This window comes from Veillonella seminalis (assembly GCF_003992065.1).
GTDB lineage: Bacteria > Bacillota > Negativicutes > Veillonellales > Veillonellaceae > Veillonella_A > Veillonella_A seminalis.
On record NZ_RQUZ01000017.1, the window covers coordinates 22310 to 37310 of the forward strand.

The 15001-nt window shown below is 40.2% G+C and carries 13 protein-coding genes and 1 pseudogene; 3 read left to right on the plus strand and 11 right to left on the minus strand.

Annotated elements, in window-relative coordinates; genetic code table 11:
* Positions 1 to 38: 38 nt before the first annotated feature.
* The 10 genes from EO126_RS10030 to EO126_RS10075 form a co-directional block, all read right to left on the minus strand.
* Positions 39 to 1379 (minus strand): purple acid phosphatase family protein, encoded by a 1341-nt coding sequence (locus tag EO126_RS10030; RefSeq protein ID WP_127008758.1) that lies wholly within the window; start codon positions 1377 to 1379, stop codon positions 39 to 41.
* 333 nt (positions 1380 to 1712) lie between these two features.
* A complete protein-coding gene (locus EO126_RS10035; protein ID WP_127008760.1) occupies positions 1713 to 2339 on the minus strand; it encodes a fibronectin type III domain-containing protein in 627 nt (208 codons plus the stop codon).
* Positions 2340 to 2957: 618 nt separating this feature from the next.
* Positions 2958 to 3965, minus strand: coding sequence for a galactose/methyl galactoside ABC transporter permease MglC (gene mglC / locus EO126_RS10040; protein WP_006556190.1), 1008 nt, complete (start codon positions 3963 to 3965; stop codon positions 2958 to 2960).
* Between the two features lie 13 nt (positions 3966 to 3978).
* Complete coding sequence (locus tag EO126_RS10045) at positions 3979 to 5490, minus strand: sugar ABC transporter ATP-binding protein (RefSeq protein ID WP_127008761.1); 1512 nt, start codon at positions 5488 to 5490, stop codon at positions 3979 to 3981.
* A gap of 67 nt (positions 5491 to 5557) precedes the next feature.
* A complete protein-coding gene (locus EO126_RS10050) occupies positions 5558 to 6595 on the minus strand; it encodes a galactose ABC transporter substrate-binding protein (protein ID WP_127008762.1) in 1038 nt (345 codons plus the stop codon).
* Positions 6596 to 6670: 75 nt separating this feature from the next.
* Positions 6671 to 7852 carry an ROK family transcriptional regulator gene (locus EO126_RS10055; RefSeq protein WP_127008763.1) on the minus strand — a complete coding sequence of 394 codons (1182 nt, stop codon included), beginning with the start codon at positions 7850 to 7852 and terminating at the stop codon, positions 6671 to 6673.
* A 20-nt stretch (positions 7853 to 7872) separates the two neighbouring features.
* The gene (locus EO126_RS10060; RefSeq protein WP_127008764.1) at positions 7873 to 9027 is read right to left on the minus strand and encodes a galactokinase; all 1155 of its coding nucleotides are present in this window, start codon (positions 9025 to 9027) and stop codon (positions 7873 to 7875) included.
* On the minus strand, positions 9020 to 10015 hold the full coding sequence (gene galT, locus EO126_RS10065; protein WP_006556185.1) for a galactose-1-phosphate uridylyltransferase: 996 nt from the start codon (positions 10013 to 10015) through the stop codon (positions 9020 to 9022). The genes EO126_RS10060 and galT overlap by 8 nt, the downstream gene beginning before the upstream one ends.
* 317 nt (positions 10016 to 10332) lie before the next feature.
* Positions 10333 to 11223, minus strand: a complete 891-nt coding sequence (locus tag EO126_RS10070; RefSeq protein WP_127008765.1) for a helix-turn-helix domain-containing protein — start codon at positions 11221 to 11223, stop codon at positions 10333 to 10335.
* A 311-nt stretch (positions 11224 to 11534) separates the two neighbouring features.
* Positions 11535 to 12104 carry an NADAR family protein gene (locus EO126_RS10075; RefSeq protein ID WP_206168774.1) on the minus strand — a complete coding sequence of 190 codons (570 nt, stop codon included), beginning with the start codon at positions 12102 to 12104 and terminating at the stop codon, positions 11535 to 11537.
* 296 nt (positions 12105 to 12400) lie between these two features.
* On the opposite strand from EO126_RS10075, the gene EO126_RS10080 reads away from it, so the two are divergent.
* From EO126_RS10080 to EO126_RS10095, 3 genes are all read left to right on the plus strand, one after another.
* A complete protein-coding gene (locus EO126_RS10080; protein ID WP_127008766.1) occupies positions 12401 to 12982 on the plus strand; it encodes a hypothetical protein in 582 nt (193 codons plus the stop codon).
* 424 nt (positions 12983 to 13406) lie between these two features.
* Entirely contained in the window at positions 13407 to 14246 is an 840-nt protein-coding gene (locus EO126_RS10090) for an IS3 family transposase (protein ID WP_420883051.1), read from the plus strand.
* A gap of 200 nt (positions 14247 to 14446) precedes the next feature.
* Entirely contained in the window at positions 14447 to 14884 is a 438-nt protein-coding gene (locus tag EO126_RS10095; RefSeq protein ID WP_127008768.1) for a zinc ribbon domain-containing protein, read from the plus strand.
* 2 nt (positions 14885 to 14886) lie between these two features.
* On the opposite strand, the pseudogene EO126_RS11240 reads toward EO126_RS10095, so the two are convergent.
* Positions 14887 to 15001 (minus strand): annotated as a pseudogene (locus tag EO126_RS11240) (IS30 family transposase); the annotation flags it as partial.

Below are 15001 nucleotides of genomic sequence, written 5' to 3' on the forward strand. Positions count from 1 at the left end.
ATAAAAAGAGGTAACGATTAATCGTTACCTCTTTCTTTTTATTTACTTAATATAACTGAGTCAAACTGTGTTCCGTCAGCCAAATAGGCATCAACCGTTAACTGATTGTTATCCTTGCGAAGAACTAAATAGTTATCACCGTCAAGATATGGCGACACATACTCATCCAAAGGATGTTCTTTCCAAATATTCGCATACTTCACATCACCGGCTACACCCGTAATGATGTAGTAAGGTCCTTTTTCACTGCGTGCAAAGCTTTCCACATGACCGCGGCGACGATACATATGATAATGAGCCGATAATACTAAGTCTACATCATATTTTTCAAAAACCGGCATGAATAATTCACCCATATCGCTGAAACCGGCTTGCATACTAGCCACCCGAGTATTCGGGTAACTGAAGGTATCGCGATGCATGAGCACAACCTTCCAAGGTTTAGTCGTAGCAGCCAAATCCTGCTCCAACCAGGCCATTTGCTCAGCTTTTACCTTATCACGATAACTCTCATTCATTTCGGCAAACTGTGTATTCAATACTACAAAATGAACATCACCGTAATCATAGGAATAGTAGCCTCGGCGTGAAGAATCACCCGCTTCAGTACTATACGGTTTAGCCTTAGGTGCATCAAACTTAAAAAAGCTGTCATACGCTGTCGGTTCTTTAAACTTCCAATCGAGTGAATAATATTCATGATTACCGCTAACACCTACAAACGGTATATTGGCAATCATCGGTTCTACGGCACCGAACCAAGCATCCCATTGGTAAGCCGATTCGCCGTTATCTACGAGATCCCCCATATTAACAAAGAACGATGCTTCCGGATTTTCCTTGTAGGCCGTATTCACCAAATCTTTCCAGCCGCGATAATCCGACGATTGTGAATCCGGGAATATTAAAGCGGTAAAGTTCTTAGGATCCATAGTGTGCAAAGTATGCCAACCTTTGGTAATCACATTTTTACCCACTTGGTATTCATATGTGGAATTCGGCGTTAATCCCGTAAATTCGGCCCGATAAATATATCTGACCGTCTTGTCTTCTTCAAAACGCTCCATCGTAGCCGGAATGGTCTGAATGGTAGAATCTGAAGCCCCTGCTATTTTATAAAGCACTACCGGATCTGATTCCGGTGCATGGGTTTCCCACATAATAATACGCGACGTCGTCATGTCCGGTGTAATCAACTGCCGTACATACAATGCCTCCGTGCCCGCCTGCGGCAGCAATTCATAATACAAAGTGCGACCTTGTCGCACTAAACCGGCGCCCCATGCGGTTGAACTAATAATGACACCTAACACAACAACCAATGCCACCATAGCACTCAACCACGTAAGCCAGCTCTTGCCTCTCTTTTTTTCTTCCATATAGTTAACTCCTCTTATCTCACTAACTTCTTATACTATCTAATTATTTACAGATATAATCATCTACAGGTGCGGTCATTACGGCTCCGGCACATCTGACAGACTATAAATTTACCTATAAATCAATAATTGAATTTTCTCATCGAACTTTTTCTATATCTTACATAACTTATTATACATATTGAAGTTAACTCTAAGTCAAGGAAATTATGGAAAACATCTTTCTTATTTTAATTTTTTTGAAAAAAACTCAGCTTGCAAATAAAAAACAAGAATTTCCATCACAGAAATTCTTGTTATCTCCAAATTATTAATGTACCGAACTATTATGGCTTAACTGTTATAACAAATCAATGTATTCGGATGAACATCCGAACAATCATGACCACTGCCATGCAAACAAATATGATTGTCATATTTTTTAACACCTACAATTTGTACGGAGCCGTTTTCTTTAGGAATGCGCCAAGCCGAAGCATCCTGAGTATCAACAGCTGTCATTTGATTCATCTGCCGCGTACTGAAAGAATGCCACACACCATTAGTATGATCTTTAGCGCCTACCTGAAATACATACTCTTTCTCGGGTTCTAAATCACACAAATTAGCACTATACACATAGCGGCGACTCTCTTTATCTTTAATAACCTGCACTTCAGCCGGCATTATTAAAGACGTACTCTCATCGGCCCCTTTCAACTTATACTTAACCACGGAATTATTTTCAAACTCGGTAGTCTCCCATATAATAGTACGTTTTGTTCCCATATCGGGCCCCACCAATTGCTGTATATATAACGGCTTTGACCCTGACATCGGCATATATGCATGATATGCCGCATCTATTCGTTGCCCCAGCGTATCGCCCTCTTGCTCCTCAATTATCCCAAAAAGGCACCACCCGAAAATCACAAGGATTCCCGCCAACATGATGCCTACCGTTAACCCCGTACGCTTCATCGTATTACTACTCAGCTTTCTAGCAGTTTAACGTACCTAAAATTCACACACAAATACAAAAACAGCCCATGTGCGAAAATCAATTCGCCCGGACCTGACAATCAGAATATACCTATACCTGTATTAAAATGCTATAAAATACTCATACCTGTACACAACCTCTCATGTACACCATACCAATCCCTATACCTAATAAATAAACATGCATGCTCAGAGTAAAGCAATGCATTAATGTTTAAAACGGTTCTCAACTTCCGCTTCACGACTTCTTCAAATAACCATTTTATATTATATAACATAAATAATATATCGTGCAATATTTATAATCAAATTTTACAATCAAATAATGCCATTTTACACAATCAAGAGTCATTACTGACAGCTCAACAATCTTGATTAATATATAGTGCAACACATTTCATAAATAGAAAAAGCGAAGTTAATGAATGAAAAATTTATTCATTAACTTCGCTTTTTTAAACAACTTAATTAATTCATATTTTTAAAACTCGCAATCTCAAATCATGTATAAATCCGTGTATATATACTCACACTAAATACGTATACACGTACAAGGAATACATCTGATATGTTTGATACGATGGCAATAATCTTTGACTATTTACGAGCCAAGTATTTACGTACGTCAACGGCTACGGCAACAACGATGATTAAACCTTTAATAATGAGCTGCCAGTATGGGCCCATGCCTACGAAAGTAAGACCATAGTTAATAACCGTAAAGATAAGTACGCCGGCAATAATCCCCGGTACGGTACCGACCCCACCGGTAATGGATACGCCACCTACAACGGCTGCAGCGATGGCATCCAACTCGTACATATTACCATAGTTGTTGGTTGCACCACCGGTACGAGCGGCTTCCAAGATACCGCCTACGCCGTAAAGAGCACCGGCAATTACATAAATAGCAATCAAGGTAGCGGCTACATTAATACCGGATACAACAGCTGCCTGCGCATTACCGCCAATGGCAAACATGTTTTTACCAAGAACTGTTTTGTTATATACAATCCACATAATAAAGGAGATAACCGCAGCAATAATAACGATATACGGAATCGTCATGAAGCCTAAATCCATAGAACCGGAACCGAATACGGTAAACTCAGGACGTAAACCGCCAATCGGCTGCGAGTTATTTGGTTCCATGTCAAAATACAAGGAGCACACACCATAGGTCATAACCATGGTACCCAAGGTTGCGATAAACGGAACGATACGAAGGTAAGCTACGATTAAACCTGACACTAAACCAACACAGGCACCTACAGCAATGGCGATGATAATCGGCAAGAAGGTTGGTAAATTCGGAGCCTGCTCAAAGAACGGATGCGGATAATTCGCCAACTGCGATAAGGACGCCGAAACAACGGCCGTCAAACCAACAACACGACCGGCTGACAAGTCACAGCCTGCAGTTATCAGAATCATAGCCGAACCAAGGGCAATGATAACACGCGGTGACGACTGGATTAAGATATCTCGAAAACTGGTCATCGATAAGAAATTAGGGCTATAAATTGAAATAGCAGCTACCAATACAACGAGTACGATGTAGATAGCATTTTGTGTCATAAACTTGCTAACGCGAGATCCACTCATAAGTCATATCCTCCTATACTAAACCTGCCGTAGCAAGTTCCATGATTTTCTCTTCCGTTGCGTCTTTCGCATCCAGAATGCCTTCCATTATACCGTTACTCATAACCATGATGCGATCGCTCATCCCCAATAATTCAGACATTTCCGACGAAATCATAATTACACTCTTACCTTGTGAAGCTAAACGATTGATAATCGAGTAAATTTCATATTTGGCACCTACGTCGATACCGCGAGTCGGTTCATCTAATAAAAGAATTTCCGGATTCGTATTTAACCAGCGAGAAATCAATACTTTTTGTTGGTTCCCGCCCGATAACGATTGAATTCGAGTCTGCGTGTCCGGCGTCTTAATGCGCAAGGAGCTTACACCTTCATCCGTGTCGATTTCACGCAATCTGTCATTTAAGAGCCCCACTTTATTGCGATATTTCGGCATACAAGCCATCGTATTATTATCGACAATATTGAGCATCGGGAAAATACCGGTAGCACGCCGCTCTTCGGTAAGTAAGGCGATATGATGTTTCTTGGCATCACGCGGGCTGCGGATTTTGACTTCTTTGCCATGAATAAAAATCTTACCGTCCGCCAAATGACGAAGCCCAAACAAAGCTTCAACAACTTCGGTACGCTGTGCCCCTACGAGACCGCCGATACCGAGAACCTCACCTTTACGAAGGGAGAAGTTAACACCTTTGAAAGAATGTTCACGAATGGATGTCATATTTTCTACGCGCAATACTTCTTCGCCCGGTTCATTAGTTTTTTCAGGGAAAAGTTGCGTCATTTCACGACCAACCATGCGTTTAATAATCAAGTCCGTGGTCAATTCGTCAGATGTCCAAGTGCCTATATAATTACCATCACGCATAATCGTTACTTCGTCGGATATGCGGAGGATTTCTTCCATTTTATGAGAGATGTAAATAATGGCAACCCCTTTTGCTTTGAGCCCGTTGATAATTCTAAATAAGTGCTCTACTTCATCACTGGTCAAAGAAGAAGTCGGTTCGTCCATTACGATAATGCGGGACTTATGAGACACCGCTTTGGCAATTTCAATGCTTTGAAGTTTAGATACCGATAAATTTCCGGCCAATTCTTCCGGATCAATATCAACATCTATTTCTTTGAAAAGGTCGACAGTATCGGCCTTCATTTTTTTATGGTCAATGAGTTTTAACGGACCATATTTTTTAAGCGGAAAACGGCCCAGCCATAAGTTTTCCATAACGGTCTGTTGTAATATAGGATAGAGTTCTTGGTGAATCATGGAGATACCAAGATCTAATGCGGTACGGGAATCGGCAATTTCCACCTTTTCACCGTCTAAAATAATTTCTCCTTCGTCTTGTTTATAGATGCCAAATAAACATTTCATCAAGGTCGATTTCCCAGCCCCATTTTCGCCCATAAGCGCGTGTACCGAACCGGGACGGAGCCGCAGAGATACATCATTCAATGCTTTTACGCCGGGAAATGACTTTGTTATGTGTTGCATCTCTAAAATATATTCACTCATGCTTGCCCTCCTACCGGTTCAGTAAGTGAGGGAGGCCTGCAACCAGCCTCCCTACCTACTGCAATGACTACTTATCACCTAAGATTTGATCTGCATTTTCTTTCGTTACGATTTCGTAAGGAACCCAAATATATTGTTTGTCAACAATGTCAAAGCCTACATTATCTTTATTAGGAGTTTCACCTTTAGCCAATACGAGCATTAAGTTGAATACAGCATCCCCTTGTTTCTTCGCATTGTTAAGAACAGTACCTAATAATGTGCCGTCTTTAAGAGCCTGTACTGCAGGAGCCGTAGCATCCACGCCTACAACCGGCATGTATTTACCGTCTTTGAAGTAACCGGCAGCTTTCAATGCTTCGATAGCACCTAAAGCCATATCGTCGTTATTGGCGATAACAGCGTCAATCTTGTCGCCATAGCTGGACAAGAAGGCAGCCATTTTTTCCTGACCTTTTACACGGTCCCACATAGCAGTGTCTTGGGCCACTTCTTCAACCTGAATGCCTTCTTTTTTGAGGGATTCGATTACATATTTAGAGCGAAGTTCTGCATCTTGATGGCCCGGTTCGCCTTTGATAAGTACATAGTGCAATACATTATCTTTGCTCTTATAAGCTTCCGGATGTTTCTTAAAATAATCAGCTAAGATTTTGCCCTGCATTTCGCCGCTTTGTTCAGCTTTAGCACCTACATAGTACACTTTATCCCATTTAGCCATGTCTTCTTTTAAAGGTTCACGATTAAGGAATACTACCGGTACATTGGCTGTTTTAGCTTTATCGATAATCCTGCCGGCTGCCGGACGGTCAACAATGTTAACCCCAATAGCTTTGTATTTCTTGTTAAGGAATAAGTCAACTTTTTCATTCTGTGTAGGCTGCGAGTTCTGGCTGTCTACGATATCTACTTTAGCTTTGCCTTTAGCATCAGCATCGATACGAGCACGTACACCGCTCATAAAGGTATCATCAAACTTGTAAATAGCCACACCTACTTGTGGTAAATCACCACCGCCGGATGTAGAATCGCTGCCACAACCTGCCATTACTAAGGTACCTACTGCGAAGGTAGCCAACATTGCTGCTTTCCATGCCTTTTTCACGAGAAATTCCTCCTTTAAGACGAAAATGTAGACTCTATAAATCGCTTTCCATTAGCGTATCTACCAACCATTCGTTTAACGTCCGTTAAGCCATACCTCACTGGCTCTTCGACTGCTGACAATATCCACCATGCCCAGCAAGGTATAATAGCTACCGTTGCCGGAATACACCAAATCGACGGATTGTGCCCGATGTAAATTCTTCTCCAATACGGTGCGTAAAATCGGATCCATGGTCCCCACCGCATTGCCCATAGCGCTGTTTACGACGATACGCTGCGGGTTAATCATGTTATATAAGTTAGCCAAGGTAATGCCTAAATACTTGCCTACCCGATTTAAGGCTTCCAAACAAATTTCATCGCCTTCCACGGCGGCCTCATAAATAGGCTCTACCCGGAATGCATCGGATAAAATAGCTATATTGTCGGTCACTTTGGACAAGCGACCTTTTTTAATTTCCGTCAACACATATTCTCGAATGGCTGTTTCCGACGCCACTTCTTCCAAGCGTGTGAAGGAATCCTCTTTCGTTTCATCGATATCGATTACGGAATAGCCGATTTCGCCGGCATAATCATTGTAACCGCGATAGAGCTCACCGTGATAAATAAGCGAAGCTCCGAGACCGTAGCTGAATTTCAATACCAATAGATTTTCAATGCCCTTGCCGCTGCCGTAGTAATATTCACCGGTGGCTAAGCAACGCACGTCATTTTCTACATAAGCAGGTAATTGGAATCGCTTTTCCAAGATGTACTTGAACGGGATATTGGACCATTTGCCGTTTGGTGAAAAAATGGAAATTCCTTTTTGCGAATCAACGGGCCCGCGCAGGATGAGACCGATGGCGGCAATCGTCCAGCGCATATCCTCAATGATATCTTCGATACAATGATAAATCGTATTTAATATTTCTTCTGATGAAAGGCCGATAATCGACTGTTGCATCTGATATAAAATAATGCCGCCCGATTGCACAACATAACAAAATACATTATGTGTACGCACGTGAACCATAAGCATCATTTCTTTTTGCTCATTAAATTTCAACAGCATTGACGGCCGCCCCAATGCACTACGCTCCTGGCGATCTTCATAAATAAGACCTTTCTCAGCCAACGTATTGCAAATGTTAGTTACCGTCGGCGGTGTAATGCCCGTATTACGAGCAATAATCGCTTTTGAAACAGAGCCGTTACGACGTATATAATTTAAAATTATTTCATCATTATTGAGTGCCTGTTTAGTTTGCATCTTGTCCCCTTCCCGAAGGCCTATAAATCGTATACACCATCGCCTATTTCTGCATCATACAAGGTCGGTACAGTGCCAATTGCCTCTTCATAAAGTTTAGGAACCGCTTCTTTAAAAGCCGTTACCTTATCGCTTGCCACCAAAGCAATCGCACAACCGCCGAAACCTGCTCCCGTCATGCGAGATGCCAAACACCCCGGTTGCTTGCGGGCAATTTCTACTATGGTATCCAGTTCCAAGCCGCTTACTTCGTAGTGATTACGTAAAGATTCATGAGAAGCCGTAATAATTTCAGCGATTTTTGCCGTATCGCCGGCATTCAAAGCATCCATAAAGGCCAAAACGCGTAAGTTTTCAGTAATGGCGTGACGTGCCCGACGACGTAACACCTCATCTTCGATAAGATCTAAATCTTCTATTGTGCCGAGCGATAAACCCGAAAGCGGATGATGTTTTCGAATTTCCGCCAAGGCCGCATCACATTCCCCTTTGCGCTCATTGAATTTAGAATCTACCAAGCCGCGCTTTTTATTGGTATTCATAATGATGAGATGATAATCACCCCAGTTAAGCGGTACATTTTTAAACTCCATCGCCGTGCAGTCGAGGAGAACACCATGACCTTCTTTGCCATGACTGATAGCAAATTGGTCCATAATACCCACTTTTACACCTACAAAATTATATTCAACCTGTTGAGCCATTTCTGCCAGTTTAGTACGATCAATCGGCGTCATGCCTAAGTGTGACCACAACATGTAACCTGTTAAATCAAGGATACACGCCGATGATGACAACCCGGCACCGGCCGGCAAATTACCGCTGTAGAATAAGTCCATGCCCGACAGAGTATGACCTTCCTTTTTCAAATAATCAATAATGCCGAGCGGGTAGTTAGCCCAATCATGTTTTGCATCATAGACAAAATCATCATTAATATCCACTACGACCGTAGCTTCCATATTTTCAGAATAAAGACGAACTTTAGAATCGTCCCGCAAGCGCATAGCGCCCCAGATCCCGCAAGTCAGAGCTGCCGGGAACACATGACCGCCGTTATAATCCTGGTGTTCACCGATAATATTTACCCGCCCCGGGGCGAAATAGCAATCAATGGGTTCTCCGGTATCGCCGAATTGCTCAATAAATTTAGCTATCAGTTCCTCTTTATTCATCACTTTCTTCCCTTTCTATAATGTCAGTCACCAGCTTGCGCAAAACCGGTGCCGTTTCTTCAACTGCACTCGTATTGGCTGCTGCCCACGCCCCCATTTCGGAAGAAGCATAGTATTTAATCTTATTGGCTTCTCTGAATGGCGGATAAAATTCAATGTGGAAATGGTAATAATCATTAGCATCATCATATTCCGGCGAGTTAACCGGCCGTTGATGGTAAACCATCATGTACGGGAATGGTGCATTAAACAATTGATCAAATGCTTTAGTAATTACTTTTAATATGCGAGCTAAATCTTCTTTTTCTTTAGCCGTGCAATCGGATAACATACTTAAATGACGTTTCGAAACAACGAATACGCCGTACGGATAATCCGTAAAGAACGGAATATAGGCCACGAAGCTATCATTTTCGGCAACAATGCGCGAATCTGATTTCCGTTCCGCTTCGTTCATTTGGCAAAGTAAGCAACGCTGCGTCTTTTCATAATGATCTTTACAGTTCTTAAGTTCCGTTTCAATCTTCTGCGGCACGAACGGATATCCGTAAATCTGTCCGTGAGGATGCGGCATTGTTACACCTACGGCTTCGCCTTTGTTTTCAAACGGATACACATACTTGATTTTCTTATCCGCTGCCAAAGCTGTGCAACGATCCGAAATCAGTTCCAACAGGTCAATAATATGGCCTACGGACAATTCATAGAATTTAACCGAATGACGCGGTGAGTACAAAATAACCTCACACTTACCATGATTTTCGGCGCTCTTGTAAAAACCTGTTTCATCCACAAATGGTGCTTCCGGATGCTGGGTTAGAGTCGGAAAATCATTATCATAGGCATACACGGTAAATTCGGATGGTACCTTTTTCCCTTCTCCGGGGCAAAACGGGCACCAATCTTTTGGCATAGTGGGACGTAATTTACGGTTTGACGCTACCATCGTCCATGTACCGAGCAATGGATTCCATCTTAGTTCTGACATAATCTCCGCTCCTCACATTTAATAAACTACTTAAGAAAATATATTACAAATATATTCTCTCTCATGTTTGCCATTTTTTCAAGGGAATTTTCACAAAAACTCATACCTATTTGACATACATTTTACATAATATTAAAAGAGGTCATAAAGTCGCATTCTAACTGCAACCTTACAACCTCTGTAAATCATTTATTATAAATTTTTATTCAAAATTAGCCACATTTAGTTAATTTCTTAATTAAGTATTACCTTAAAACATATATGAAACAATTAAGCAAAATACTCATTTAAACTAAGTAAAATACTCATGAAATTAATTACTTCTTACCTACAGCCGCCAGAAGGGCTTTAATATCCGTTCCTTCCACCACCATACGCCATGTTTCGAGTTCATCACTGTCAACCAGTAAATATAAATACGCCCACACAATACGATTATAGCGTCTGAAATCGGTCACTACCTTAGTCACCTTCGATGCGATTCCCACATCCTTAGCCACCTCTTCAATCGTTTTTAAAAGTTCTACCGTATGACCGTTGGCAATCGCTTTCACACATGAAGTAATCACTTCACCCAAGCGTTCATGCAAGGCTTCTTCTACATTTTGAACACCGCGGGCTTCAAAAATTTTACGCAACTTGGAACGAACCAACATAGCTTCTTCCGAACCGATGTGCATGAAGACAATGCTCATCCCCTGATCATCCAAACGTTCGCCGAATAAGCGATTCATACCGGCCTCGCTGATAAGGAATGTACCGTCACTGTTACGGCATTCTCTTTCATTAAAGCGATTAAGGCCGCCGCCCTGACAAGCTTTAATGACCGCAGTCAGACCTACTTCCCAAAGTTTTGCCGCTTCACTGTCTGTAAAAACTTGATCCACAACCGCCTTAGGGGCTTTCACAACCGGTTTCTTATTGGCTAAAGCTGCCAAGGTAGCAATGCTGTGCTCTTCAAAATACGGCTTTTCAAATTCATAGCGTGCTTGCGCTACCATCTGTAATAAAACATCATCCGGTTTTTCCGCATAACGACCGTCAAATGCATCTTTACCGTACCAATTAACTACTACATCATCAATTACGACTAATTGCAGGGTATCATGCACAGATAACGTCCCTTTTTCAAGTGCTTTACTCACTTGAGCTGCCAATGCTAAATACCCTCTTCTCATAGCCTCTGAATCACAACGAAATTCTCGCATAATACGCATCCTTCCTGCCAAACAATTTACATTGCTCGGCTGTTTCCCACTGCCCAATTAATTTCACAATGTTTTCATCTTAAATATTTCTATTTTAATCAAAAATTTAGATAATCTCCTATATGATATAATAGCAGTAAAAAACATTATACGCTAGTGGTAATATCAAAAAATCATAGGCATCATGCTTATAAGGAATACCACCGTATGATGAGCATTCCCCGTGGGTATTTCGTGACTATTTGTCTATCATGAGTAATCATCTTCATAAATTTTGCTTGTTTTTCATATTTTATTTTATCAAGGTGCCATCAGATTTCTTTATTAGGTTTATCATTTTGCGCCTCCCTTAATTCGGCTCTGACTCTCATCAATATTTTTCCCAAATGGTTCTCTCCTTCCCCATCAGTCATTCCCCAAAAGGTATCCCCCCAATCATTGCCTTCAATTAATACCCTGTCGCGAGTAGCCAATAATTTGGCCTGTAACTTTTCATTTTGTGAAAACTTAGCCTTTACTATCTCATACATAACACGCAACTTAATCTTATCCCAGTCTTCCCTAATCTGCTTCATACTTCGCCCCATACGCCGAGCATAATCAGGCCGTTTCACCCTCACCATTTTCATCCGTTGTAAATCCGTAGCAGCTTTAGAACCTTGATACGCAGCCTCAGCCGAATAATACGTATCGCCCAAATAAAAAACCTTATAGGCACTCATATTTGACAGGAACCGGTAAGTCCCTCTAAACGAATCAATTACCGGCGGTATCTCATCATCTCGAAGCTTCAAAATATCCCTACGTGAATAAGTTTGCTTTTTAGTTTGCTTATCAAGCTTGTTCATAATTTTCTCTTTATCAGTCTTTGCCGCCACCATAATAACCTCCTCCACAAATCAACACATCATTAAAAAAAACTTCAAAAACCATTTTCCCAATTTATTACATATAAAATGTTATCTATATCATAAACAGCTCTCTACCGATTAGCCATAAATGCTTAGTTCAACTACTGAACCAACGGTTCAATATCTATCTTTAGATGAATGAATTACTAAAAATTTCTTTTTTTAGTCCACTCCCTTGAACTCTTTGTTTTTATTGTGCTATAATATTGATATAGATAAAAATCGATATTCAAAAATTAATGATATTTGAAGGGAGATTATTACATATGAAATTACAAAAATTATTAGTATTAGGTTTAGCATTAACAACAGTTGCGGGCGTAGCATCCGCTAAAACATTACCGGCCGATCAATGGTACTGGGTACATTCCGACGCTGACTACACAACTCGTGTTAACGTACCATCCATTAACTATGATGTAAACACCGACACAGCTGATTTCCAGGCTGCTGCCGTAAATCCTAACACAGGTCTTACTGATGTAGTAAACTACAAATTAGACTTTGCAAAAAACACTTTATACGCTTATCAGAAAGACGTATATCCTAATAACTCTGAAAACGTTCAGAGCACTTCCAACGCTAACGGTGCCGGTCAGGTTATCCAACCTAACACAGCAGGTGCTGCTTTAGAAACTGTAGTAGGCAACATCGTTAACCGTGATTACCAGTTGAAGAATAAACCAGACATCGCTATTACTCCTGCAGAAGCTCAACAGAAAAAAGTAGAAGACGCTAAAATCGCCGCTACTTGGCAAAACGCTCAGGCTAAAAGTGCTGTAGAAGCTCAGAAAACCGATGTAATCATCGAGAAAACCGACACTGAAGCTCAGCAGCCTAAAAAATAATTAACTACAATGGCAAATAACCGATAACTTTTTTATCACCTTGCCTTGTGAAATAACTATTTTCTCTCAATTCCTAATCCGACAAACAATAGCCCAAGCGTAACAGCCGTATGCATTGGTCTATTCATATCAAAGAGGCTGTAACTTCCAAACCGACTCGGAGGTTACAGCCTCTTTTTTGCCCTATAGCCTTTTTCATCAAATAACAAACTTCAGGCCGGCTGATGAAGTAATACCCCTATCCAGGTTAGCCTTGACACAAAGTATATAATGAAAGTAACAAATATATTTATATATACAAAAATGTATGAATATAGCAAGTGATGCCAAACAATATATGAGCTTTCCTTTTACAATGATTTTATGGAAGAAATGCGTAAAATTGCTAAACCTAACCGTTCTGTAAAAAAAACAAATAATTGCAATTGAAAGACTAAGGAAAATATATCCACTGCAGTTTATGCTCAATTATTTTAGTATCAGTCGAAGTACATATTATACACGTCTTGCTGCTATAAAAAAGGGAGACAAATATGCGGACGAAAGAGAGGCTATTCGTACAATTGTGGCGATAAATAAAGGCCGTTATGGATATCGTCGAATCACTGTAGAGCTACATAAATTAGGATTTTGTATAAATCATAAAGTTGTAATGCGTCTTATGAAAGAAGAGAGACTAACCTGCCAGGTTCGGCTTAAGAAGTATCGATCATATAGAGGTTCTGAAGGGAAAATTGCTCCCAATATTATCAATCGAGACTTTAACGCTACAAAACCAGATCAAAAATGGGCAACAGATATTACTGAATTTCACTTATTTGGTCGCAAGGTATACTTATCTCCTATTCTAGATATGTATAATGGTGAAATCGTGGCTTATGAGATATCTGAACGTCCTGCATTAAAGCAAGTACTTTCTATGCTAAATAAGGCATTTACTATCAGACCTAATAGCCAAGGATGTATATTACATTCAGACCAAGGCTGGCAATATCAACATAAGGGGTATCAAAAGACATTAAAAAATCACGCCATCATCCAAAGTATGTCCCGAAAAGGGAATTGTTTGGATAATAGCGTGATGGAAAACTTCTTTGGCTTACTAAAGTCAGAATTGCTGTATTTAGAAGACTTTAGTTCTTATGAAGATTTTATCAATAAACTAAAAGATTACATAGACTATTACAATACTAAACGTATCAAACTTAAATTAAAAGGAATGAGTTCGGTAGAATACCGGATCCATTCCCAAAAAGTTGCGTAATTACTTCTGTCCAAGAAAATGGGTGCAGTTCATAATCTTAAAATCGTTTTATATTTAAATTAAAACAACTAAATGGCTATAATTGATGGCCTCCACATATAAATTTCTTAATTCTTGATTATTATTTAACTTTCATTGTAAAATGAAAATAATATGAACGCATCTTATAGGGATATAGGTACATTATAAGGGGGCTTACAATGCTGTGTAAAAAATGTGGTAATCAAATACCTGAAGATAATCAGTTCTGTGGCAAATGTGGTACAAGCGTGATTCCAAGAAACAATACAAACGAAAAACTTCAATCGCCACAAATTATTACACCTAAAAAGCGTTATCAAACTGCCGTAGCGCAAACTATCATTGACTCTATAAATAAACCAGAAACTAAAACTGATATTCAAAACAAAGGCGAACCACAAACGCTTCCTGAAACTGAGCCCCAAATAGAGTCTGAAGTTACACAAAAATCAGCAATAAATACGCAAAATAAACCGTCCACTAATAATGATGAACAAAGCGATAATATTCAAAACAATAATGCCCTTAAAACTCATGGTACCTCCCATCAAAATAGACGGATTTTGGCAATAATGGCTCTGACATTTTTTATTATATTTATTAGTAAATTGCAATAGTAAATTGCAATATGAAATTGAACACTTTTAAAAACCCAGTAACTTATTAACTTCTTCAATGAATACTTCTTGTGGTGTCCGGTAATTTAGAATTTTGCGTGGCAGTGCATTACACCA